This window comes from Spiribacter sp. 1M189 (genome assembly GCF_040838345.1).
GTDB lineage: Bacteria > Pseudomonadota > Gammaproteobacteria > Nitrococcales > Nitrococcaceae > Spiribacter > Spiribacter insolitus.
This window is the reverse complement of sequence record NZ_JBAKFF010000001.1, coordinates 102,823-126,391: the sequence shown is the minus strand read 5'-3', so window position 1 is coordinate 126,391 and position 23,569 is coordinate 102,823. Positions and strand designations below refer to the sequence as shown.

Sequence of the window (23,569 nt, the reverse complement as noted above, 5' to 3'; positions counted from 1 at the left end):
GATGCTGCCCTACAATCTGCCACTTTCCATTCAACCGGATCCCGATGCCTGTCGTCAGCCTGGGCCTCAATCACAAGTCAGCGCCGCTCGCCGTGCGGGAGCAGGTGGTTTTTCCGGCCGAACGACTGGACGCTGCCCTGACTGCCCTCGCCGAGAGACCGGGTGTGCGGGAGGCCGCCGTTCTCTCCACCTGCAATCGCACGGAGATCTATGCCGTACTGGCGCCCGAGGCAACGCCCGCGATCCTGCAGCGCTGGCTGGAAAGCCAGCATGGGCTGCCGCACGACGGCCTGAGCACCTATCTGTACACGCTCGAGGGTCGCGATGCCATCATCCATCTGTTGCGGGTCGCCGCAGGCCTCGACTCGCTGGTGCTGGGCGAGCCGCAGATACTGGGCCAGGCCAAGGTGGCCTATCACTCCGCCTCGCGGGCGGGACTTCTGGGGCAGATTCTCGACCGGCTCTTCCAGCACGCCTTCTCGGTGGCCAAGCGGGTGCGGACCGAGACTGACATCGGCGCGCATCCGGTCTCGGTGGCGTTCGTCGCGGTGACCCTCGCCCGCCAGATCTTTGGCGATCTTGGCGAGCGGCAGGCGCTGCTGATCGGTGCCGGTGAGATGATCGAACTCACGGCAAGACACTTCCAGGAACAGGGCATGGGCGGCCTGATGGTGGCCAACCGCAGCCGCGATCGTGCCCAGCGGGTGGCCGGACTGTGCGACGGGCAGGCCCTGGGTCTGGATGAGGTGGAGGCCAATCTGCCGAGGGCGGACATCGTGATCTCCTGTACGGCAAGCACTGAGCCCGTGCTGCGCCGCGATGCCGTGCGTCAGAGCCTCAAGGCAAGGCGACATCGGCCGGTTTTCATGGCCGACCTGGCGGTGCCCCGCGACATCGAGCCCAGCGTCGAGGATCTGGCGGACGTCTACCTGTACACTGTCGACGATCTGCGCGACGTGATCGACCGCAACCGGCGGTCGCGAGCGGAAGCCGCGGACGAGGCCGAACGCCTGGTGGCCGACCAGGCCGACCGGTTCATGGACTGGGTGCGGACGCTGGACGCGGTCAGCGCCATCCGCCGCTATCGCCAGCATGGCGAGCGCCAGCGCGACTACGCGCTGGACCAGGCCCGTCGGCAGCTCAACGCCGGCCAGCCCCCCGAGCAGGTGCTCGAGGCCCTGGCCCATCGGCTGACCCGAAAGCTATTGCATCTGCCCACGCTGGGGCTGCGCGAGGCAGCCCGTAGTGGTGATCCGGAGACCATCCGGGAGAGCCACCGCCTGCTGGGCCTCGACGACCGCAGAGATGACGACAACGAATGAATGACAACCTGCGCCGCAAACTCCAGAGCCTGGTCGAGCGGCACGAGGAAATCGAGCAACTGCTGGCCGACCCGGACATCATCGGCGACTCGGCCACCTTCACGCGCCTGTCGCGGGAGTACGCCCGGCTGGAGCCGGTGGCGCGCACCCTGAACGATTTCGAGGCCGCCGAGGCGGATCTGGCGGCGGCCGAAGAGATGGCCACCGAGGGTGACGCCGACATGCGGGCACTCGCCGAGGATGAGGCCGCCGATGCACGGGATCGCCTCGCGGATCTGGAGCAGGCCCTCAAGGTCCTGATGATCCCCGAGGATCCCAACGACGCGCGCAACACGTTCCTCGAGATCCGCGCCGGAACCGGCGGCGATGAGGCCGCGCTGTTCGCCGGTGATCTGCTGCGCATGTACCTGCGCTATGCCGAGCAGCAGGGCTGGCGCACCGAGATCCTCAGCGAGAGCCACGGCGAACAGGGTGGCTACCGTGAGGTCGTGGCGCGGGTGGCGGGTCAGGGCGTGTACTCGCGGCTGAAGTTCGAGTCCGGCGCCCATCGAGTCCAGCGCGTCCCCGCGACCGAATCCCAGGGCCGCATCCATACCTCCGCCTGCACCGTTGCGGTGCTCCCTGAAGCCGAGGCCCTCGACGAGATCGATATCAACCCATCGGACCTTCGCATCGACACCTTCCGCGCCTCCGGCGCCGGCGGTCAGCACGTCAACAAGACCGATTCGGCGGTACGGGTCACCCACCTGCCAACCGGCGTGGTCGTGGAATGCCAGGAGGAACGCTCGCAGCACAAGAACCGCGCCAAAGCGCTGTCACTGCTGCAGGCCCGACTCATGGACCAGCAGCGGGACGCCGCCGTCGCGGAGCGCACCGAAACCCGTCGTCTGCTGGTGGGCAGTGGCGACCGCTCGGAGCGGATCCGCACCTACAACTTCCCGCAGGCCCGGGTGACCGACCACCGGATCAACTTGACGCTCTACAAGCTGGAAGACGTCCTGATGGGCAATCTGGACGTGGTGATTGATCCGCTGATCAGCGAGTACCAGGCGGACCAGCTGGCCGCGCTGGCAGCCGAAGGCTGAGATCGACGCGGAGGCGGCGCAGAACCGCCCCCCGCCGTCAGGGCCGCTCCAGTCAGGCGACCCGCTGTTTTTCGCGGATTTCCTCGAGCGTCTTGCAATCCACGCAAAGCGTGGCCGTGGGTCGGGCTTCCAGACGTCGCAGCCCGATCTCCACCCCGCACTGGTCACAGAACCCGTAGTCATCCTTGCGGATGCGCTCCATGGTCTGATCGATCTTGCGGATCAGTTTGCGCTCCCGGTCCCGGGTGCGGAGTTCCAGGGCGAACTCCTCTTCCTGGGTGGCGCGGTCGGCCGGATCCGCATAATGATTCGCGTCATCACGCATGTGGCTGACCGTGCGCTCCACCTCTTCCTGCAGCTGCCGTTTCCACGCCTCGAGGATGGCCTGAAAATGCGCCAGTTGAGCCTCGTTCATGTACTCCTCGCCCTCGGCGGGCTGGTAGGGCTCAATCCCCCGAACGGGCAGTGAAGCCTTGTCGGTCATAGTGCACCTCCGTTAGGTCGAGGGCTGATTCAACCCTTCGCCGTCGAAACGGTCAAGCCCCAATTTCTTCCCTACCGTCAGCCGGTCCGGGCGAGCAGTGGCTGGGAGAGCCTGGAGGCGGCATCCCGAAGCACACGTTCGGTGGTCTCCCAGTCGATGCAGCCATCGGTGATGGACACCCCATAGTCCAGGGCGGCCGGATCATTGCCCAGTTTCTGATTACCCCAGCCGATGTTGCTCTCGATCATCACCGAGACGATGGAGCGGTTGCCCTCGATGATCTGGTTGACCAGATTCTCCATCACCAGTGGCTGCAGGCCAGGATCCTTGCTGGAATTGGCATGGCTGCAGTCCACCATCAGCCGTGCCGGCAGGCCGGCATCGGCCAGCGCCTTCTCGCACAGGGCAATGCTCACCGAATCGTAATTGGGCTGATCACCGCCGCGAAGCACGACATGGCCGTAGCGATTGCCGGCGGTGCGGATGATCGCCGAGCGCCCATCCTGCTGCGTGATCCCCAGGAAACTGTGGGGGCTGGAGGCCGAGCGCATGGCATTGATGGCCACGTCCAGGCTGCCGTCGGTGCCGTTCTTGAAGCCCACGGCGGTGGACAGGCCGCTGGCCATCTCGCGATGGGTCTGCGACTCGGTGGTCCGGGCACCGATCGCCGTCCAGCTGATCAGGTCGCCGAGGTACTGGGGTGTGATCGGATCCAGCGCCTCGGTGCCGGCGGGCAGCCCCAGTTCGGCCAGGTAGAGCAGCAGGTCGCGCGCGCGACCGAGTCCTTCCTCGATATCGAAGCTGTCGTCCATGTAGGGGTCGTTGATCAGCCCCTTCCAGCCCACCGTCGTGCGGGGCTTCTCGAAGTAGACGCGCATGACAATGAACAGTGAATCCTGCAACTCGTCATGCAGGGCCTTGAGGCGCCGCGCATAGTCCTTGGCCGCCTCCAGATCGTGGATGGAACAGGGCCCGATCACGACCAGCAACCGGGGATCCTGACCGTCCAGAATGGCTTCCACCGCCTTGCGACCGGCCTCCACCGTCTCGCGACCACGCTCGGAGAGCGGCTGTCGCGTCTTGATCTCCATCGGCGTGGGCAGGGGCTCCTGGGCGAGGACGTTCAGATTATCGATGGGCGCTTCACTCATGGCGTTTTCCAAACCCGCAGTTCCGTTGACGAATAGTCTTTCCATGGTAGCCCGCGCCGGCGAATTTCTCCACGACAAGGACCGCCGAACGGACATTCTGATATCCTGAGCAATAAGCCCAATCAGCCGAGTCGCCATGGCCATCGACCGCAAACTCCTCGACGTTCTCTGCTGCCCGGTGACCAAACAACCGGTCCGCGCCCTTGCCCGAGCGGAGCTGAAATCGCTCAACGAACGCATTGCCGGCGGCGAGGTGTACTACCAGGATGAGACGCCGGTGGAGTCCCCCGTCGAGGAGGGCCTGATCACCGCCAACGAGGAACGCGTCTACCGCGTCGACGACGGCATACCGGTCATGCTCGAGGAACGGGCCATCAATCTGCGGGCCGCCGGCCTGAAGTGATGGATCCCGCCACGCTGGCCGAGGCCCGGCGCTGGGGGATCGATCAGCTTGCCGAGACGAGCCCCAGCGCGGCGATCGACACCGACTGTCTGCTCGCTGCCGCCACCGGCCTTGAGCCGGTGCAGCTGCGCGCCTGGCCCGAGGCCTCGATCGAACCTGCCGCCTGGCAGCGTTTCAGGACCACCCTGCGGCGTCGGCGGGATGGCGAACCGGTGGCCTATCTGCTGGGGCGACGGGGCTTCATGGACTTCGAACTGGCCGTGACGCCGTCGGTCCTCATCCCCCGCCCCGAAACCGAACACCTGGTCGAGGCCGCCCTGGCGCAGCCCGCCGACCGGGTACTGGAACTGGGCACCGGCAGTGGCTGTATCGCCATCGCGCTGGCCCGCGCCTGGCCGAGCGCCCGCATCGACGCCGTCGACCGCTCAAGCGACGCGCTGGCGGTAGCCTCACGCAATGCCGAGGCCCTTGGCGCCGTCTCGGTCCGTTTTCTCGCGGGTGACTGGTACGCCCCGGTCGCGGGCAATCGCTTCGGGCTGATCATCGCCAATCCGCCCTACATCGCCGACGACGAACCCGAACCGGATCGCGACGACGCCCGCTTCGAGCCGCGCGGCGCGCTTCGCGCCGGCGCCACCGGCCTGGAAGCACTGGAGTTCATCATCGCCGCGGCACCGCGGCACCTCGACCCGGGCGGCCGGATCTGGCTCGAGCATGGGTACGGGCAGGGCGCTGCCGTGCGAGGGCGGCTTGCCGAGCAGGGTTTCACGGCCATCGAGACCCGTCGCGACCTGGCCGGGCATGAACGCGTGAGCGGCGGCATTCTGGAGCGTCCGGCATGAACGACGAACAGCTCATCCGCTACAGCCGGCAGATCATGGTGCCGGGGCTGGATCTGGCCGGCCAGGAACAATTGCTGGCAAGCCGCGCGCTGATCATTGGCCTGGGCGGGCTTGGCTCGCCGGTGGCGCTCTACCTGGCCGCCGCCGGCCTGGGGCATCTGGTTCTGGCAGACTTCGACCGGGTCGAACTGACCAATCTGCAGCGCCAGATCCTCCATGGCACCGACGACCTGGGCCGCCTCAAGACCGCGTCGGCCCGCGACCGGATCGCCGCGCTCAATCCGGAAGTCCATGTGGACACCCTGGCGGAGCGGATCACCGCCGACCATCTGGCCGCGGTGGTACGGGACGTCGATATCGTCATCGACGGGTCGGACAACTTTGCCACCCGCTTCGCCGTCAATGCCGCCTGTGTCGCCGTCGGACGGCCGCTGGTATCGGGGGCGGTGATCGGTATGGACGGCCAGGTGGCGGTCTTCCGGCCCGACCAGGGCGGCCCCTGCTATCGCTGCGTCTACGCCGACACCGGCGAGGAGGCGCAGAGCTGCAGCGAAACCGGCGTCCTGGGCCCGCTCACAGGCGTGATCGGCAGCCTGCAGGCCGTGGAAGCGGTCAAGGTGCTGACCGGGCTCGGCGAACCCCTGGCCGGTCGCCTGCTGGTGGTGGATGCCCTGACCCAGCAGTGGCGGCGCCTCAATCTGCGCCGTGATCCGCAGTGCCCCGTCTGTGGCGCACCAAGCGCTCAGTGAGACTCGTCGCTGCCCGGTGAACGGACGGCGGGGTCGGTGAAAAGCGCCTCGATATCCACCGCATCGAAGCGATAGGGCTCGTTGCAGAAATCGCAGTGAACCTCCACCTGGCCCTGCTCCTCCAGCGTTTCGCGCATCTCCTGCTCGCCCAGCCCCTGGAGCATGGCCGCCACCCGTGCCCGCGAGCATCGGCAGCGAAAGCGGAACGGCATCGGGTCGAAGAGCCGGATATCCTCCTCATGGAAAAGCCGCCGGATGACCTCCCCGGGCGCCAGCTCGCGAAGCTCGGAGCCGGTGATGGTGGCGGCGAGCTGCTCGGCCCGCGACCAGGCGTCGGCATCCCCATCAGCCGCCTCGCTCGCCGGCAGGCGCTGGATCAGCATGCCGGCGGCGTGATCCTCCCGGGCGGACAGCCAGACCCGGGTCAGCAGCTGTTCGGATTCGCGAAAGTAGTGTTCCAGCGCGGCCGACAGGCTGCCACCGGCCAGGTCCACCACGCCCTGATAGCGCTCACCACCGGACTCCGGCTCAATGGTGATGGCCAGCGTGCCATCACTGGCCTGAGCTTCCAGCGGGGCATCATCGGGCACCGGCTGCCGGGCATGGGCCATCGCCCGCAGCGAACCATCACTGGCCGCCTGCACCAATAGCAGGGTCAGCGGCCCGCGGGCCTGGAGCTGGAGGGTCAGGGCGCAGGGGTACTTGAGCGTGGCGGCGAGGAGCGCCACCGCCGCCAGCCCCTCACCGATCAGGCGCTCGACCGCCGGCTCGTGGTCGGTGCGCCGGACTATCTCGGCGAAGGCATCGTCCAGCTGCACCACCTCGCCACGGACATCGGCATGCTCGAACAGAAAGCGGTGGAGTCGATCGCTCATGCCCGGCTCAACCGTCCAGACGCTGTTTGAGGATGTCGTTGACCTGCTGCGGGTTGGCCTTGCCACCGGATGCCTTCATGACCTGGCCGACGAAAAAGCCCATCAGTTTCGTCTTGCCGGCACGATACTGCTCGAGCTGCTGCGGGTTGGCGGCGATGGCCTCATCCACCATGGCCTCGATGGCCGAGCTGTCGGTGACCTGCTCCAGGCCACGGTCAGCGATCACGGCATCGGCATCGCCCTCGCCCTGCCACATGGCCTCGAAGACCTCCTTGGCGATCTTGCCCGAGATGGTCTCGTCGACGATGCGGCGCAACAGCCCCGCCAGCGCCTCGGCATCCACCGGACTATCGGCAATGTCGAGCCCGGCCCTGTTGAGCGCGCCGGAGAACTCGCCCATCACCCAGTTGGCGGCGAGTTTGGCGTCGCCGCAGGCCGAGGCCACGGCTTCAAAGTAATCCGCCAGCTCACGCGAGCTGGTCAGGACGCCGGCATCGTAATCCGGCAGGCCGTAATCACTGGCAAACCGCGCCCGCTTGGCATCCGGCAGCTCCGGCAGCTCGGCACGCACCTCGTCGATGAACGCACGCGTGATCTCCAGTGGCAGCAGGTCCGGATCGGGGAAATAACGGTAGTCGTGGGCCTCTTCCTTGCCCCGCATGGAACGGGTCTCGCCACGGTCGGGATCGAACAGCCGGGTCTCCTGCACGACCGTGCCGCCGTCCTCGATGAGCTCGATCTGGCGTTCGATCTCGAAATTGATGGCCCGCTCGACGAAGCGGAATGAGTTGAGGTTCTTCAGCTCGGCCCGGGTGCCGAACTCGAGCTGCCCCACCGGCCGCACCGAGACGTTGGCGTCGCAGCGGAAGCTGCCCTCCTGCATGTTGCCATCGCAGATGCCGAGGTAGCGCACCAGCGAGTGCATCTTCTTCATGTAGGCCACCGCCTCTTTCGCCGAGCGCAGCTCGGGCTCGGAGACGATCTCCAGCAGCGGCGTGCCGGCACGGTTGAGGTCGATACCGCTCATGCCGGTGAAGCCCTCATGCAGGCTCTTGCCGGCATCTTCCTCGAGATGCGCCCGCGTCACGCCGATACGCTTCTGGCTGCCATCCTCGAGCTCGATATCCAGATGCCCGGTACCCACCACCGGGATCTCGTACTGCGAGATCTGGTAGCCCTTGGGCAGGTCGGGGTAGAAGTAGTTCTTGCGGGCGAATACCGATCGGCCCGCCACCTCCGCGTCCAGCGCCAGGCCCAGGCGCACGGCATAGCGCACCGCCCGCTCATTGAGCACCGGCAGCATGCCGGGCATGCCCAGATCGATGGCGCAGGCCTGGGTATTGGCCTCCGCCCCGTAGGCGGTGGAGGCACCGGAGAAGATCTTGGTGCGCGTGGCCAGCTGCGCGTGCAGCTCCAGACCGATGACTGCTTCCCATTGCATGATCCGCTATCCCTCCAGCGACGGCCGCCGCATGTGCCAGTCGGTGAGCTGCTGGTAGCCGTGGGCGGCGCCGAGCAGGCGCGCCTCGTCGAAATGATTGCCGATGAGCTGAAGCCCCACCGGCCGCCCGCCGCCAAAGCCCGCGGGAACGGACAGGGCCGGCAGCCCCGCCAGATTGACGGCAATGGTGAAAATGTCCGAGAGGTACATCTGCACCGGGTCGTCCGACTTCGCGCCCAGGGCAAAGGCCGTGGAGGGCGCCGTGGGACCGGCGATGACATCCACCTCTTCGAACGCCCGGGCGAAATCGTCGCGGATCATGCGCCGGACCTGCTGGGCCTTCAGGTAATAAGCATCGTAGTAACCGGCCGACAGCGCGTAGGTGCCTACCATGATCCGGCGCTTGACCTCTTCGCCGAAACCCTCTCCGCGGCTGCGCTTGTAGAGATCCTCGAGATCGGTCGGGTCATCGCAGCGGTGGCCATAACGGACGCCATCAAAGCGCGACAGGTTGGACGAGGCCTCCGCCGGCGCGATCACGTAGTAGACCGGCACCGCGAGGCTGGTGTTGGGCAGGGAGATTTCTCGGATCTCGGCGCCGGCCTCCCGCAGCGTGTCCACCGCGGCCTCGACGGCCCGGGTCACCTCGCTGTCGACGCCGTCCGCCTCGAAGTACTCCCGCGGCAGGCCGACGCGCAGTCCACTCAGGCTGCCACTGCCCAGCGCCGAGCGATAATCCGGCACCGGCCGATCCACACAGGTCGAATCGCGGGGGTCAAACCCGGCCATGGCCTCAAGCATGATCGCCAGGTCCTCTGCCGTGGCCGCCATGGGCCCCGCCTGATCGAGGCTGGAGGCGAAGGCGATCATCCCGTAGCGGGAGATCCGTCCGTAAGTGGGTTTGAGGCCGCTGATACCGGTGAGCGCCGCGGGCTGGCGGATGGAGCCACCGGTGTCGGTACCGGTCGCGCCGGGGACCAGGCGCGCGGCCACCGCCGCGGCGGAGCCACCGGATGACCCGCCGGGCACGGTATTCGTGTCCCAGGGGTTTCGCACCGAACCGTACCAGCTGGTCTCGTTGGACGAGCCCATGGCGAATTCGTCCATATTGGTCTTGCCGACGCTGACCGCGCCGGCGGCCCGCAGCTGACTGACAACGAAGGCATCATAAGGCGGGACAAAACCATCCAGCATGCGGCTGGCGCAGCTCGTGCGCGTACCCTCGGTGCAGAAGATGTCCTTGTGGGCGATGGGCACGCCGGTCAGCGGGCCGGCCTCGCCGCGGGCCCGTGCCGCATCGGCGGCGGCCGCCTCGGCCAGTGCGGTCTCGGGGGTCAACGTGATGAAGGCGTTGAGTTCGGCGGCCTGCTCGATGGCATTGAGCGCCGAGCGGGTCAGCTCGACGCTGGAACACTCGCCGCGCTCGAGCGCCGCGCCGAGTTCGGCAATGGTCCGGTCATGCATGGTCGGTCGAATCCTGAGCCGGGGCCCTGTCGGGCGGGATTATTCGATGACGCGTGGAACGAGGTAGTGACCATCCTCGGTCAGCGGGGCGATGGCCTGAAAGCGCTCGCGCTCGTTGCCTTCGATGACTTCGTCGGGACGCAGCCGCTGAGTCATCTCCAGCGGATGGGCGAGCGGCTCTACGCCCCGGGTATCGACGTTACCGAGCCGCTCGACGAAGGCGAGGATCTCGGACAGGTTCTGCGCGTGGGCCTGGCCGTCTTCGGTATTCACGGCGAGCCGGGCCAGATGCGCAATCTGCGCCACTTCATCGGCGTCGATGGACATGCGGGATCACCTCGAGAATCAAGCGTCAAGCGGGTTAAGCTACCACACCGGCCTGCTTGCCCAAACCCCCGGCGGTTGATAGATTAGCGGATCTTTCCTACTCGTCTGGATTTCTTCATGTTCAAGGGCATACGGGGCATTTTCTCCAACGATCTTTCGATCGATCTCGGCACGGCGAATACACTGATCTACTCCCGCGGGCAGTCCATTCTGCTCGATGAGCCGTCCGTGGTGGCGATCCGGCAGGACCGCGACGGAGGCCCCAAGACCATCGCCGCCGTCGGGCGCGAGGCCAAGCTCATGCTCGGCCGCACCCCGGGCACCATCAAGGCGATCCGGCCGCTGAAGGATGGCGTCATCGCCGACTTCACCGTCACCGAAAAGATGCTCCAGTACTTCATCAAGAAGGTCCACGAGGCCCGCTTCTTCCGGCCGAGCCCGCGGGTTCTCGTCTGCGTGCCCTGTGGCTCCACCCAGGTCGAGCGACGCGCCATCCGCGAATCGGCCGCCGGTGCCGGCGCCCGCGAGGTGTATCTGATTGAAGAGCCCATGGCCGCCGCCATTGGCGCCAACATGCCGGTCGGCGAGGCGCGCGGCTCCATGGTCCTCGACATCGGCGGCGGCACCTCCGAGGTGGCGGTCCTGTCGCTGAACGGCATTGTCTACTCCGCCTCGGTGCGGATCGGTGGCGATCGGTTCGACGAGGCGATCGTCAACTACGTGCGCCGCAACTACGGCATCCTCATCGGCGAGGCCACCGCCGAGCGCATCAAGCACGAGATCGGCCAGGCCTTTCCCGGCAACGAGGTCCGCGAGCTCGAGATCAAGGGCCGCAATCTCGCCCAGGGCATCCCGCGCAGCTTCACGCTCAACAGCAATGAAATGCTCGAAGCCCTGCAGGAACCGCTCTCCGGCATTGTCGGTGCGGTCAAGACGGCACTGGAGCAGACACCCCCGGAACTCGGCGCCGATGTGGCCGAGCGTGGCATCGTGCTCACCGGCGGCGGTGCCCTGCTGCGCAATATCGACCGGCTGCTGATGGAAGAGACGGGTCTCCCGGTGGTCATCGCCGAGGATCCGCTGACCTCCGTGGCGCGTGGTGGCGGTCGGGCCCTGGAGCTCATGGACGAGAAAGGCGCCGACCTGTTCACCAGCGAGTAGGCCCAGCGGGTCGGGCCGGAGGCAGAGGCGCTTGAGGGCTTGACCGAGCGCTCGCTAGGCTTTTGGCATTACGCGATTCGCTGGAGGACGCCAGGCCATCAAACCACTATTCACACAGGCTCCATCGACCACGGTACGGTTCGTGCTGCTGGCTCTGCTGTCGATCGCGCTCCTCGCCGTCGATCACCGCCAGGGGCTGCTGGAGCCGGCGCGGCAGACCCTCTCTGCCGCCGTCCACCCGATTCGAGCGATTGCCGGACTGCCCGACCGGCTGGCCAGCCTCACCGATCAATCCCTGACCAGCCGCCGGGAGCTCGTCACCGAAAACCAGCGCCTGCGGGATCGCCAGCGCATCTACGAGGCCCGGCTCCAGCGTCTTGACGCCCTGGAGGTGGAGAACATCCGCCTGCGCAGCCTGCTGGACTCCTCCTACGAACTGGAACGACCGGTACTGATCGCCGAGCTGGTCGCCGTTGACCTGGACCCGTTCAGCCACCTGATCCAGATCGACAAGGGTCTGCGGGATGGCATCCATGTCGGGCAACCGGTCATCGACGCCGACGGCGTGATCGGCCAGGTCGAACGCGTCTCGCCATTCACCGCCACCGTCCGTCTCATCAGCGATCCGAGCCACGGCATTCCGGTGCAGGTCAATCGCAACGGCCTGCGCAGCGTCGCGTTTGGCACCGGTCGGATCAATACGCTGACCATCGGCAGCCTGCCCAACAACGCCAACATCCGCGCCGGTGATCTGCTCGTCACCTCGGGGCTGGGCGGGCGTTTTCCGGCGGGCTATCCGGTCGGCGAGGTGCGCAGCGTCACCACCAACCCAGGGCGGGAATTCTCGGAAGTGGAGGTGGAACCGCTCGGCGCGCTGGGCCGCGTCCAGGAGGTGCTGCTCATCGAGCGGGGCGATGCCGCGGCCGCGATGGATCTGCCTGATGAATCAGGCACGGAAACGGACGATGAATGACGCGCGGCCACACGGGCGCTGGCTGATCGCGCTCACCATCCTGCTGGCGCTGGTGCTCACCGTGCTGCCGTTACCGTCGGCCGTTGAGCCGTGGCGGCCGGAGTGGACCATGCTGGTCATCATCTACTGGAGCCTCGCCCTGCCCTCACGGGTGGGCGTCGGCATCGCCTGGCTGGTGGGACTGCTGCAGGACGTCCTTCAGGCAACGCCGCTCGGCTCGCACGCCCTCGCCTTCGCCCTGGCCGCCTATCTGACCATTCAGCTCTACCAGCGCATCCGCAACTTCCCGGTCTGGCAACAGGCCCTGACCGTGCTGCTGCTGCTCCTCCTGGTCCGCAGTGCGCTGTTCACGACGCGAAGCCTGATGAACGCACCGGCACTCGACTGGCAGTTCTGGCTCCCGGTGCTCACCAGCACGCTGATCTGGCCGCCGGTTTTCCTGCTGCTGCGCTTCCTGCGCCGCGCCTACCGAGTCAACTGACATGAGCCTCGATCTGCTGCGTGACAAGACCGGTGAACGCCGCGTGGTGCGCGGCAGGCTGCTGGCCGCCGGCGTCCTCGCGGCGCTCCTGTTCAGCGTCCTGGTGGGGCGTATCGCCTACCTGCAGATCGCCCAGTATGACCACTTCGCGGCGCAGTCCCAGGACAATCGGGTGCGTCTCGCACCGGTCACGCCCACCCGGGGGCTCATCCTTGACCGCGACGGACGCATCCTCGCCGAGAACCGTCCCGCCTTCCGCCTGACGGTCATCCCCGAGCAAGTCGGCGACATGGATGCACTGCTGGAAGCACTGAACGGCCTGATCGATCTCACCCCTGAGGAGATCAACGCCTTTGAGGAGGCGCGCCGACGGGCCCGGGGCTTTCAGGAAATTCCGCTCAAACTCCAGCTGAGTGATGCCGACGTGGCCCGGCTTGCGGTCAACCGCCATCGCTTCCCCGGGGTGGAGGTCCGTCCGCACCTCACGCGTCACTATCCGTACGGAAAGATCGGCTCGCATGCCATCGGCTATGTCGGCCGGATCAGCGAATCGGAGCTGCGCGACCGTGATCGACGCCGGTACCGCGGCACCAGCATGATCGGCAAGACCGGCGTGGAACGCGCCTACGAGAATCGACTGCGCGGCGAAATGGGTCTCGAGCGGATCGAGACCAATGCCCTCGGGCGGCCGCTCTCGATCATCGATCGCGAACCGCCCATACCGGGCGATGACATCCGGCTGACCCTGGACATCGAGCTGCAGGGCGTAGCCGAAGCGGCGCTCGGCGAGCACCGCGGCGCCATTGTGGCCATGGATCCGCGAACCGGCGGCATCCTCGCCCTCGCCAGCCAACCCGGATTCGACCCCAACGCCATCTCGCGCGGCCTCGATCGCCAGGCGTTCCGTTCACTGCGCGGTCATCCCGATCAGCCGCTTTTCAACCGCGCGCTGCGCGGACGCTACCCGCCGGGTTCCGTGGTCAAGCCCTTCCTGGGGCTGGCCGGTGCCGCTTCGGGCCATGTCGACCCCGACGAGACCGTCTTCTGCAACGGCACTTACCACCTGCCCAACGTCTCCCGCACCTGGCGTGACTGGAAGCCCCAGGGCCACGGTCATGTCGATCTCATCCAGTCGGTGGCCCAGTCCTGCGACATCTACTACTACGACCTCGCCTATCAGATGGGCATTGATGCCGTGCACGACTGGATGACCCGATTCGGGTTCGGCCTTGAGACCGGTGTTGATCTGCCCGGCGAACGGCAAGGCGTCATGCCCTCCCGCGAGTGGAAGCGCGACAACCTGGGCGAGCCCTGGTATCAGGGCGAGACCGTCAACACCGGCATCGGTCAGGGGTTCACCCTGGCCACGCCGATCCAGCTGGCCACCTCCACCGCCATGTTCGCCAACCGCGGCGCGCCGGTCAGGCCACATCTGCTCGAGCCAGTCGATAGCGAGGCCATCGAACCGCCGCTCGTCGAGCCACTGACGCTTGACGACGAGGCCCTCTGGCAGACCGCCATCGACGCCATGGTCGAGGTGGTCCACGGTCCGCGGGGGACGGCGCGCGCCATCGGCGAGGACCTGGATTACCGCATCGCCGGCAAGACCGGTACCGCCCAGGTCATCGGCATCGCCCAGGACGAGGAATACGACGAGGACGCCATCGACGAGCGCTTTCACGATCATGCCCTGTTCACCGCCTTCGCACCGGCCACCTCGCCGCGTATTGCCGTCGCCGTGGTGGTGGAGAACGGCGGCAGTGGCAGCACCACGGCAGCCCCCATGGCACGCCGCGTGATCGAGGCCTGGATGCAACAACTGGAGGCACAGGGTGAACTGGCCCGCGGGTGGCGTTAACGCAGCGGCGCGGCGCGCCACCGGTGGCCTGCTGCAGCGTGCCCTGCACCTGGACGGCGTGCTGCTGGCGCTGCTGGCACTACTGGCCGGCCTTGGCGTCGTGGTGCTCTACAGCGCCTTCGGTGGGCGCATCGAGCCGGTTCATGATCACCTCATCCGCCTGGGCATCGGCCTCGGGGTGCTGGTGGTGGCGGCTCAGGTCCCGCCCTGGCGCCTGGCCCGACTGGCGCCGTGGGTTTTCGGCGTCGTCCTGCTATTGCTGATCGCCGTACTGGTGGCCGGCCAGATCGGCGGCGGCGCCCGGCGCTGGCTGGATCTGGGCGTGATCGGGTTCCAGCCCTCCGAGCTCATGAAACTGGCGTTGCCGATGATGGTGGCCTGGCTCATGGCCAGGGGCCCTCTGCCGGTGAGTCTGGGCCGCACCGCCATCGCCGTGCTGGTGATCGCCGTGCCGGTGGGCCTGATCGGCGCCCAACCCGACCTTGGTACCGCCGTCCTGGTAGCCGCCGCCGGGGCGAGTGTGCTGTTCCTCGGTGGCATCGGCTGGCGGCTCATGGGGGTGATGGCGGTGCTGGTCTCGGCGGCGGCCCCGCTGCTGTGGTTTTTCGGCATGCAGGACTACCAGCGCCAGCGCGTGCTGACCTTCCTCGACCCGGAGCGTGACCCGCTGGGCGCCGGCTACAACATCATCCAGTCACAGATCGCCATCGGCTCCGGCGGTGTCAGCGGCAAGGGCTGGCTGAATGGGACCCAGGCCCATCTGGAGTTCATCCCCGAACGCCATACCGACTTCGTTTTCGCAGTGATGGCCGAGGAGTTCGGGTTGCTCGGCGTGATCCTCACCCTCGCGGTCTACCTCGCCATCATCGCCCGAGGGCTCTGGATCGCCCATCAGGCCCAGGATAATTTCTCGCGCCTGCTCGCCGGCGGACTCACCCTGACCTTCTTCGTCTACTGCTTCGTCAACATCGGTATGGTCTCGGGGCTCCTGCCAGTGGTGGGCCTGCCGCTGCCCCTGGTGAGCTACGGCGGATCATCCATGGTGACGCTTCTCGCGGGGTTCGGTATTCTCATGGCTACCCATACCCACCGCCGCATGTGGTCATCGTGAACACCGCTCGTCCTGTCCTGTCTTTGCTGATTCTCTGCCTGGGGTTCATCACCCTGTCGGCCTGCAGTGTCACCGCCCACGGTGAAGACCCCGCCGATCCACAGGCGCTGCGGGATTTCTCCGAGGCAATGGCCACCCGCCATGGCATGGACGCGGACGCGGTGGAACGCCTGATCCGCGACGAGGCCCGTCATCAGCCCGAGATTATCGAGGCGATCAGCAACCCCGCCGAGGCACTGCCCTGGTACCGGTATCGCAGGATTTTCCTCACCGAGGATCGCATCGCTGCCGGCGTCGACTACTGGAATGAGCATGCCGAGTGGTTGGACGCCGCGCAGGCACGCTATGGGGTGCCACCGGCAGTGATGGTGGCGATTATCGGCGTGGAGACGCTCTATGGCCGCTACCGCGGCCGCCATCGGGTGATCGATTCCCTGCGCACGCTGGGTTTCGCGTATCCCCCCCGGGCGGACTTCTTCCGCTCCGAACTCGAGGAATTCCTGGTGCTCGCCGACGAGGAGGGCATGGACCCGACCACACCGCTGGGCTCCTACGCCGGTGCCATGGGCGTGCCGCAGTTCATCAGCAGCAGCTACCGCGCCTATGCCGTGGACTTCAATGAGAACGGCCGGCGTGATCTATTCTCCGAGGCCGCCGACGCCATCGGCAGCGTCGGCCATTACCTGGCGATCCATGGCTGGCAGCCCGGCGCGCCGGTGGCCGTCCCCGCCCGGGTCGATGGGAGCGCCTGGCAGGCCTTCCTGCGAACGCCCCTGGAGCCGGTGGACACCGTGGATGAGCTGGAACAGGCGGGCGTACAGCCCTGGCAGCCGCTGGATGGCGGCCAAAGCGCCCGGCTGTTGGCCCTTGAACTCGAGGACGGCACCGAGTACTGGGTAACGCTGGAGAATTTCTACGCCATCACGCGCTACAACCATAGTGCGCTCTACGCCATGGCCGTCCATCAGCTCGCCACCGCCATCCGCGAGGCCCGGCAATGAGGGCACTGGCGGTACTGGTCGTCACCCTGGTGCTGGCCGGCTGCAGCAGCCTGGCGCCGGAGCCCGGCGATGGCCCCGGGCGGGTCATCGACAATCCCATGGCGATCCCCGATGCCGTGCCGCAGGACGCGCCGCGCAGCCGATATGGCAACCCGGAGAGCTACGAAGTCTTCGGCAGACGCTACCAGGTCATGGAGACGGCCAGTGGGCATCGCGAGCGCGGCATCGCCTCGTGGTACGGCAGCAAGTTCCACGGACGCCGGACCTCCAGCGGCGAGCCCTACGACATGTACGCCATGACCGCCGCCCACAAGCACCTCCCCCTGCCGACCTGGGTGGAAGTACGGCACCTCGGCAACGACCGCCGCATCGTGGTCAAGGTCAACGACCGCGGGCCCTTCGCCGATAACCGCATCATCGACCTCTCCTACGCCGCGGCGGCCAAACTGGGCATGCTCGGCACCGGTACCGCCCCCGTGGAGATCCGCACCGTGACGCCGGACAACACCACGCCGACGCCCGGCCGGGTGCGCACCGCCGCCGCACCGATCGATGCCGGTGAACCGGCGGGCGATGAACCGGCCTACTGGATTCAGCTCGCCGCCTTCAGCCAGGCGGCCAACGCCCGGCAGCTGGCCGCGGAGCTGAACGGCGCCGGACTCTCCGCCGCGCCCCGGATCCACCGCGGCGATGACGGCCTGCATCGCGTGCGGGTGGGGCCGCTGCCCGATGTGGCCGCGGTCGATCGCATCAGCGCCGAACTTCAGCGTGCCCGTTTTTCGCCCGGGCATGTCATTATTCCGGATGAAACCGCCACCGCTGACTGAGACCATCGCCCATGACGCTGCTTCGTTTGACCGTCCTGCTGCTCACCCTGCTCCTCGGCTCCCAGGCCATGGCGCAGTCCCAGCCCATGCCCATTCCCGCCCCGCCGGCGCTGGGCGCGGAGAGCTACATCCTCATGGACTTCCATAGCGGCGAAATCCTGGCCGAGAAGAATGTCGACCTGCAGCGCGACCCGGCCAGCCTGACCAAGGTCATGACGGCCTTCGTGGTCTTCAGCGAGCTGAAATCCGGCAATCTCGCCCTCGACGAGGAAGTCCTGGTCAGCGAGAAGGCCTGGCGGGCCCCTGGATCCCGCATGTTCATCGAGGTCGGTGATCACATCACGGTCGAGAACCTGCTCCGCGGCATGATCATCCAGTCCGGTAACGACGCCAGTGTGGCGCTGGCCGAGCATGTCGCCGGCAGTGAAGAGACCTTCGCCGCGCTCATGAATCAGTACGCCGCTGAACTCGGCATGGACAACACGCACTACACCAACGCCGCCGGTCTGCCCGACCCCGATCACTATGCCTCGGCGGAGGATACCGCCCGGCTGGTGCGCGCCCTGATCGCCCGCTTCCCCGAGTACTACGACTTCTACTCGGAGCGCGCCTTCACCTGGAACGACATCGAGCAGTTCAACCGCAACCGCATGCTCTGGCAGGACAGCTCAGTGGACGGCGTCAAGACCGGCTACACCGAGGCCGCGGGCTACTGCCTGGCCACCTCCGCCAACCGCGACGGAATGCGCCTGATCTCGGTGGTCATGGGCGCTGGCACCCCGGAGAGCCGCGTGCAGCAGTCCAAGGCCCTGCTCAACTACGGTTATCGCTTCTTCGAGACCCACCGCCTGTATGCCGCCGACGAGGCCATCGACACCCCGCGCATCTGGAAGGGCAACGTCGATAACCTGCCCGTCGGGGTCACCGAGGATATCTATGTCACCGTCCCGATTCGCTCCTATGAGCGTCTGGATGCGCAAATGACCATCGCCGACCGACTCGAGGCGCCGGTCGAGTTCGGTCAGGCACTGGGGGAGCTGCAGGTCTCGCTGGATGGCGAGCCGGTGACCCGGCGCGATATCGTCGCCCTGGAGTCGGTCCCCGAGGGAGGACTGGTATCCCGTACCGTTGATAGCCTGATGCTATGGATGAACTGAACGATCAACCAGAAGGCCTGACTTTCCCCTGCGAGTTCCCCGTCAAGGCGATGGGGCCGGTGGACAGCGGCCTGCCCGAGGCCGTCCGGCACATCGTCTCGCAGCATGCACCGGAGATCTCCGAGGCGCACCTTCATACCGCTCAGAGCAGCGGCGGGCGTTTCATGTCGGTGACCGTCACCATCACCGCCCGGAGCCGGGACCAGCTTGATGCCATCTATGCCGATCTGCAGGCCCATGACGGTGTGCTCGCCACGCTCTGATGATGGATGCCATCCGGGTCCGCGACTGGGGGCGTAGCGACTACGAAACGGTCTGGCGCGCCATGCGCCGGTTCACCGACGAGCGCGATGCCGATGCGGCGGATGAAATCTGGCAGGTGGAACACCTCCCCGTCTTCACCCTGGGTCAGGCTGGCCGCACTGAGCATGTGCTGGATGCCGGCGACATCCCGCTGGTGCAGACCGACCGCGGCGGTCAGGTGACCTATCACGGCCCGGGTCAGGCCGTTCTCTACCCCCTGTTCGACCTGCGCCGCCATGGCCTCGGGGCCCGCCGTCTGGTCACCCTGCTGGAACAGACCGTGGTCGACTGGCTGGCTGGCCACGGCATCGAGTCGGCGCCACGGCCGGACGCCCCCGGCGTTTACGTCGGCGAGGCCAAGATCGCCGCGCTGGGCCTGAGGATCCGCCGCGGCTGCAGCTATCACGGCCTGGCAGTGAATATCGCCATGGATCTGGCACCGTTCCAGCGAATCAACCCCTGCGGCTATGCCGGCATGCCGGTCACCGACCTGGCCTCACTGGGTGTCGACTGCCCGATGGCGGCGGCCTTTGACGGGCTTACGGCGCGTCTGCGGGCGGGTCTTGACCGGCGCTGAGACGGGCATCCAGGGCCGCCAGCCGCGCCGGTGTGCCAATGTCATGCCACTCGCCACGATGATACTGACCCGTGAGCTGGCGCCGCTCGCCGGCCCGACGCAGCAGCGGCGCCAGCGGGGCCACCTCGAGCCCCACGCCGGCGAAGAGCTCCGGCCGGTAACAGCCGAGGCCGGTGTAGGTCAGCCAGGTACCCGGCCCGTGCGTCGTCACGGCGTCTGCCGATAGACAGAAGTCGCCATCGGGGTGGTGGAGCGGATTGTCGGTCAGCACCAGATGCGCGAGTCCCTCGGGCGCCACCGGCAGGCTGGCCAGATCGATATCGGTCCAGACATCCGCGTTGATCACTACAAACGGCTCGCTGCCCAGAAGCGGCAGAGCGCGGGCGATGCCGCCGGCGGTCTCGAGGGCCTGGTCGCCCTCATCGGACAGGCGGATGTCCAGCCTGGGGGGTGCGTGATAGGCCAGGTGGCGGCGAATCAGCTCGCCAAGCCAGGCCACGTTGATCACCACGCGCTCAAAGCCGGCGCCGGCCAGGCGTTCCAGGTGCCAGTCGAGCAGGGTCTTGCCGCCCACCGTGAGCAGGGGCTTGGGGCAGTGATCGGTCAGCGGACGCATGCGCTCGCCGCGACCGGCCGCCAGGATCATGGCATTCATGCCGTGGTCACCGCGGGCGGGGACGGGAGGGCCGCCACCAGTGCCGCCAGGTCATGGAAGGCCGGATAGGGCCGCAGCTCCCGATCGAGGTAGGCGAGAAACCGGGGCGCATCCGCGATATAGCGCGGTTTGCCGTCGCGATGGCAGAGGCGCGCGAAAATACCCAGCACCTTCAAATGACGCTGGGCGGCCATCAGATCCAGCGCCCGCACCGGATCATCCGGCAGTGCAATCCCGGCCCGCGCCGCCCGTTCACGGTAGATGCCGATCCAGCTCGCCTCCTCCGCCGGTTCGAGGCTGAAAAAGGCATCCCGCAACAGGCTCGCCAGGTCGTAGGTCACGGGGCCCAGGAGGGCATCCTGGAAATCGATGATGCCGGGATTGGGATCACTGACCAGCAGATTCCGGACCATGAAATCCCGATGCACCCACACCTGCGGCTGCGCCATGGCGGCTTCGATCAATGCGGTGCTGGCGGCCTGCCAGCGCCGCCACCAATCGGCATCGGGTTTGACCCCCAGGTGGCGCTCCACGTACCAGGCCGGGAACAGCGCCAGTTCGGCGGCGAGGTGCTCAGCGTCGTAGAAGGGCAATGCCCCGGGGCGGGTTGCCGCCTGCCAGCGCACCAGGGCGTGCACGGCGTCATCCAGCAATAGCTCACGGTCCGGTCCGGTCAGCCTGGCGAGGTAGTCGGCATCGCCCAGATCCTCGAGCAGCATGAACCCCCGCGCGCTATCCGCTGCCTCGATCCGCGGCACATGCAGCCTGGCAGCGGCCATCAGGCGCTGGACGCGTAGAAAGGCCTCACAGCTCGCGGCCTGCGCCGGGGCATCCATCACCACGCAATCACCCGCCGGGCCCGTGACCCGAAAATAGCGGCGTCCGCTGGCGTCGCCCCCCAGCGGACGCAGCCCCGCCGGCTCCACCCCCCGCTGGCGCAGCCAGTCGGCCATGGCCCGGTCGCGCTGATCCTCTGTCTGCCCGTCCATGATGCCCGGCGTCCTCCAGCGTGGTCCCGATGGAATGCATAGGGTACCCTTTCGGGACTTGTGGTTCCGCCCATCGACTGAATCAGGCGCTTCCTTGCAGCGAACACCACGAAAGCTACTGACCGCCCTTTTTCTGGCCATGGCCTGCAGCACCGCTGCGGCACAGGACAACGGCCGTTGGGCCCTCTGCGCCGCGCCTCTGCTCGAGCCGGTGGCGGGTGATGCGGAGCAGCGCTCGACCGGTGAGACACCGGTACGCATCAGCGCCGACGAGGCGAGCGTGAGCGATGTCCCGCCGGTCTACGAATTCACCGGCGATGTCATGCTCCGCCGTGGCGACCAGACCTTTACCGGTGAGCAACTGCGCTACGACACCGGGGCCGGTGAGATACAGGCCGATGGCGCCATCCGGCTGCGCGAGTCCGGTCTGCTCATCGCCGGCGAGCGCGCGCGCTACTGGCTGGCCCCGGAGCGCGGCCGCTTTGAGGGGGTCAGCGAGTACCGCATCGCGGCTGGCCATCTGCAGGGCCGGGCCGAGCGCGTCATCCGCGAAGGACCGACCCGTAGCCGCTATGAGGGCGTCACCCTGAGCACCTGCCTGCCCGGCCGCGAGTTCTGGACCCTGCGCGCCGGCAGCGCCGAGATCGATACGGAATCGCGGCAGGGGCGCGCCCGGGATGCCGTGCTCGCCATCGGCGGACTCCCCGTCTTCTACACGCCCTATCTGCAATTCCCTGTGGGAGATGAGCGCCTCAGCGGTTTCCTGGCACCGACCATCGGCCAATCACAGGCGAACGGCGCCACCCTGGCGCTGCCCTGGTACTGGAATATCGCTCCCGATCGCGACGCGACCATCACACCCACCGTCTATGGCAAGCGCGGTCTGATGCTGGGCGGTGAATTCCGCTATTTGGAGGATTGGGTAGAGGGCGAAGCCGCCGGCAGCTATCTGCCCAACGACGACGCCTTCGGCGAGGACCGCTGGTCCATCGACCAGGATCACCGCCTGGCCATCGGCGGCTCGCTGCGCGGCCGGCTGCACCAGCAGCGCGTGAGCGATCCACTCTACACCGACGACTTCAGCAACGACTTCGACACCCGATCGGCCGCCTTCCTGGAGAGCGAGGCGAGCCTCGCCTGGGCCCGGGAAGGCTTCACCGCTTCGGTGGATACCCAGTACTGGCAGCAGATCGACCAGGCGATCCGGGACAATGACCAGCCCTACGCCCGCGAACCGCGACTCCAGCTTGGCTATAACCCGCTCGACGGTATCGGCCCGCTGGATTACGCCTTCAATGCAGAGGTCACCGAGTTCACCCATCCGCTCAGCGAGCGCACCCGCGGTCGGCGAGTGGACGTCGCACCGCGCGTCGCCCTGCCCTGGCGCCGGCTTGGCTACTATCTGGAACCCGCGGTCACCTGGCGATATACGGAATACGACCTCAAGGGTTCGCTGCCCGGAGATAACGCCACACCGAGCCGCTCCATGCCAATCTACACGCTGGACGCCGGGCTTTTCCTGGAGCGCCCCGGGACGCTCTTCGATGGCGTCTACCAGACCCTCGAACCGCGGCTCTTCTACCGCTACGCGCCACGCCGCGACCAGTCCGACCTCCCGGTTTTCGACAGTGCGGCCACCACGCTCACCTACAGTGGCATGTTCCGCGAGACCACCTTCAGCGGCCCCGACCGCATCGAGGACGGCGAGCGCCTGACCACGGGCGTGACCACCCGATTCGTCGACGAGCGCAGCGGCCGGGAGTATCTGCGGGCGTCGGTGGGTCAGATCCACTACTTCGGCGATCGCGAGGTGGCGGCCGACGGGGATCCGGCCCGTAATCAATCCGAGATCATCACCGAGCTGCGCCTGGATCTGCCCCGGGGCTTCAGCGCCAGCACCGACTACCGCTGGGACCCGGAGAATAGCGGCAACCGCAGTCTGCGGGCACTGCTGCGCTGGCAGGGGCGGGACGAGCGCATCGTCAATCTGGGGCTGCGCCAGCGCGAGCGCGACGGCGACACCACCCTCGATCAGGCGGAGGCCTCGTTCACCGTCCCGGTCGGCACCGGCTGGCGGCTGTTCGGTGGGCTGCTGCAGGATCTGCAGGGCGGTGACGCCCGGGAACGCTTTCTGGGCATCGAGCAGGCCGGCTGCTGTCATGCCTGGCGGCTGGTCAGTCGTGAGTCGCTGCAGCGCGATCCCGACCGGGACGACGCCCGGCTCGAGCGGTCCTTCATGCTGGAGCTGGAACTCCGGGGGCTGGGCGGTATCGGTGATAGAATCCGGCCCTATCTTCGCGACGAAATCGACGGCTACGACCCGGGGCGCTGAA

The 23,569-nt window shown here is 67.2% G+C and carries 24 protein-coding genes; 16 read left to right on the top strand and 8 right to left on the bottom strand.

Going from position 1 to position 23,569, the window contains the following annotated elements; genetic code table 11:
• The first annotated feature begins 44 nt into the window (after positions 1–44).
• Positions 45–1,322, top strand: a complete 1,278-nt coding sequence (gene hemA, locus V6X30_RS00625; protein WP_367982704.1) for a glutamyl-tRNA reductase — start codon at positions 45–47, stop codon at positions 1,320–1,322.
• On the top strand, positions 1,319–2,407 hold the full coding sequence (gene prfA, locus V6X30_RS00620) for a peptide chain release factor 1 (protein WP_367982703.1): 1,089 nt from the start codon (positions 1,319–1,321) through the stop codon (positions 2,405–2,407). The genes hemA and prfA overlap by 4 nt, the downstream gene beginning before the upstream one ends.
• A 52-nt stretch (positions 2,408–2,459) precedes the next feature.
• On the opposite strand, the gene dksA is transcribed toward prfA, so the two are convergent.
• Together dksA and V6X30_RS00610 are read right to left on the bottom strand one after the other, a co-directional pair.
• A complete protein-coding gene (gene dksA, locus V6X30_RS00615; protein WP_367982702.1) occupies positions 2,460–2,891 on the bottom strand; it encodes an RNA polymerase-binding protein DksA in 432 nt (143 codons plus the stop codon).
• Between the two features lie 77 nt (positions 2,892–2,968).
• Positions 2,969–4,042 (bottom strand): 3-deoxy-7-phosphoheptulonate synthase, encoded by a 1,074-nt coding sequence (locus V6X30_RS00610; protein WP_367982701.1) that lies wholly within the window; start codon positions 4,040–4,042, stop codon positions 2,969–2,971.
• A 136-nt stretch (positions 4,043–4,178) separates the two neighbouring features.
• Here V6X30_RS00610 and V6X30_RS00605 point away from each other — a divergent pair, with 136 nt between their 5' ends.
• The 3 genes from V6X30_RS00605 to V6X30_RS00595 are packed head-to-tail and all read left to right on the top strand — an operon-like array spanning position 4,179 to position 6,036.
• Positions 4,179–4,445, top strand: coding sequence for a Trm112 family protein (locus tag V6X30_RS00605; protein WP_367982700.1), 267 nt, complete (start codon positions 4,179–4,181; stop codon positions 4,443–4,445).
• Entirely contained in the window at positions 4,445–5,287 is an 843-nt protein-coding gene (gene prmC / locus V6X30_RS00600) for a peptide chain release factor N(5)-glutamine methyltransferase (RefSeq protein ID WP_367982699.1), read from the top strand. The genes V6X30_RS00605 and prmC overlap by 1 nt, the downstream gene beginning before the upstream one ends.
• A complete protein-coding gene (locus V6X30_RS00595) occupies positions 5,284–6,036 on the top strand; it encodes a HesA/MoeB/ThiF family protein (RefSeq protein ID WP_367982698.1) in 753 nt (250 codons plus the stop codon). Before prmC ends, V6X30_RS00595 begins: the two co-directional genes overlap by 4 nt.
• Here the strand turns inward: V6X30_RS00595 and hslO are convergent.
• Genes hslO through gatC form a run of 4 tightly spaced genes read right to left on the bottom strand, consistent with a single transcriptional unit; the run spans position 6,030 to position 10,143 of the window.
• Positions 6,030–6,911 (bottom strand): Hsp33 family molecular chaperone HslO, encoded by an 882-nt coding sequence (gene hslO / locus V6X30_RS00590; protein WP_367982697.1) that lies wholly within the window; start codon positions 6,909–6,911, stop codon positions 6,030–6,032. The genes V6X30_RS00595 and hslO overlap by 7 nt on opposite strands.
• 7 nt (positions 6,912–6,918) lie before the next feature.
• Positions 6,919–8,352 carry an Asp-tRNA(Asn)/Glu-tRNA(Gln) amidotransferase subunit GatB gene (gatB, locus tag V6X30_RS00585; RefSeq protein WP_367982696.1) on the bottom strand — a complete coding sequence of 478 codons (1,434 nt, stop codon included), beginning with the start codon at positions 8,350–8,352 and terminating at the stop codon, positions 6,919–6,921.
• A gap of 6 nt (positions 8,353–8,358) precedes the next feature.
• Positions 8,359–9,816 carry an Asp-tRNA(Asn)/Glu-tRNA(Gln) amidotransferase subunit GatA gene (gene gatA / locus V6X30_RS00580; protein WP_367982695.1) on the bottom strand — a complete coding sequence of 486 codons (1,458 nt, stop codon included), beginning with the start codon at positions 9,814–9,816 and terminating at the stop codon, positions 8,359–8,361.
• A gap of 39 nt (positions 9,817–9,855) precedes the next feature.
• Positions 9,856–10,143 carry an Asp-tRNA(Asn)/Glu-tRNA(Gln) amidotransferase subunit GatC gene (gene gatC / locus V6X30_RS00575; RefSeq protein ID WP_367982694.1) on the bottom strand — a complete coding sequence of 96 codons (288 nt, stop codon included), beginning with the start codon at positions 10,141–10,143 and terminating at the stop codon, positions 9,856–9,858.
• A 117-nt stretch (positions 10,144–10,260) separates the two neighbouring features.
• Between gatC and V6X30_RS00570 the strand changes: the two genes are divergently transcribed.
• The 10 genes from V6X30_RS00570 (at position 10,261) to lipB (ending at position 19,592) form a co-directional block, all read left to right on the top strand.
• Positions 10,261–11,304 (top strand): rod shape-determining protein, encoded by a 1,044-nt coding sequence (locus V6X30_RS00570; protein WP_367965934.1) that lies wholly within the window; start codon positions 10,261–10,263, stop codon positions 11,302–11,304.
• A gap of 67 nt (positions 11,305–11,371) precedes the next feature.
• Positions 11,372–12,277, top strand: coding sequence for a rod shape-determining protein MreC (gene mreC / locus V6X30_RS00565; protein WP_367984506.1), 906 nt, complete (start codon positions 11,372–11,374; stop codon positions 12,275–12,277).
• Complete coding sequence (gene mreD, locus V6X30_RS00560; protein ID WP_367982693.1) at positions 12,270–12,758, top strand: rod shape-determining protein MreD; 489 nt, start codon at positions 12,270–12,272, stop codon at positions 12,756–12,758. The genes mreC and mreD overlap by 8 nt, the downstream gene beginning before the upstream one ends.
• Position 12,759: 1 nt before the next feature.
• Positions 12,760–14,616 (top strand): penicillin-binding protein 2, encoded by a 1,857-nt coding sequence (gene mrdA, locus V6X30_RS00555; protein ID WP_367982692.1) that lies wholly within the window; start codon positions 12,760–12,762, stop codon positions 14,614–14,616.
• Positions 14,591–15,727, top strand: a complete 1,137-nt coding sequence (rodA, locus tag V6X30_RS00550; protein WP_367982691.1) for a rod shape-determining protein RodA — start codon at positions 14,591–14,593, stop codon at positions 15,725–15,727. Before mrdA ends, rodA begins: the two co-directional genes overlap by 26 nt.
• Positions 15,724–16,728, top strand: coding sequence for a lytic murein transglycosylase B (gene mltB / locus V6X30_RS00545; RefSeq protein ID WP_367982690.1), 1,005 nt, complete (start codon positions 15,724–15,726; stop codon positions 16,726–16,728). The genes rodA and mltB overlap by 4 nt, the downstream gene beginning before the upstream one ends.
• Complete coding sequence (locus tag V6X30_RS00540; RefSeq protein WP_367982689.1) at positions 16,725–17,555, top strand: septal ring lytic transglycosylase RlpA family protein; 831 nt, start codon at positions 16,725–16,727, stop codon at positions 17,553–17,555. Before mltB ends, V6X30_RS00540 begins: the two co-directional genes overlap by 4 nt.
• Before the next feature lie 11 nt (positions 17,556–17,566).
• Positions 17,567–18,712 (top strand): D-alanyl-D-alanine carboxypeptidase family protein, encoded by a 1,146-nt coding sequence (locus V6X30_RS00535; protein WP_367982688.1) that lies wholly within the window; start codon positions 17,567–17,569, stop codon positions 18,710–18,712.
• A complete protein-coding gene (locus V6X30_RS00530) occupies positions 18,700–18,975 on the top strand; it encodes a YbeD family protein (protein ID WP_367982687.1) in 276 nt (91 codons plus the stop codon). The genes V6X30_RS00535 and V6X30_RS00530 overlap by 13 nt, the downstream gene beginning before the upstream one ends.
• Before the next feature lie 2 nt (positions 18,976–18,977).
• The gene (gene lipB / locus V6X30_RS00525) at positions 18,978–19,592 is read left to right on the top strand and encodes a lipoyl(octanoyl) transferase LipB (RefSeq protein WP_367984505.1); all 615 of its coding nucleotides are present in this window, start codon (positions 18,978–18,980) and stop codon (positions 19,590–19,592) included.
• Here the strand turns inward: lipB and murU are convergent.
• Positions 19,555–20,247: an N-acetylmuramate alpha-1-phosphate uridylyltransferase MurU gene (gene murU / locus V6X30_RS00520; protein WP_367982686.1), complete on the bottom strand. Its 693-nt coding sequence runs from the start codon at positions 20,245–20,247 to the stop codon at positions 19,555–19,557. The genes lipB and murU overlap by 38 nt on opposite strands.
• A complete protein-coding gene (locus tag V6X30_RS00515; RefSeq protein WP_367982685.1) occupies positions 20,244–21,236 on the bottom strand; it encodes an aminoglycoside phosphotransferase family protein in 993 nt (330 codons plus the stop codon). The genes murU and V6X30_RS00515 overlap by 4 nt, the downstream gene beginning before the upstream one ends.
• A 94-nt stretch (positions 21,237–21,330) precedes the next feature.
• On the opposite strand from V6X30_RS00515, the gene V6X30_RS00510 reads away from it, so the two are divergent.
• Entirely contained in the window at positions 21,331–23,568 is a 2,238-nt protein-coding gene (locus tag V6X30_RS00510) for an LPS-assembly protein LptD (RefSeq protein WP_367982684.1), read from the top strand.
• Position 23,569: the final 1 nt, after the last annotated feature.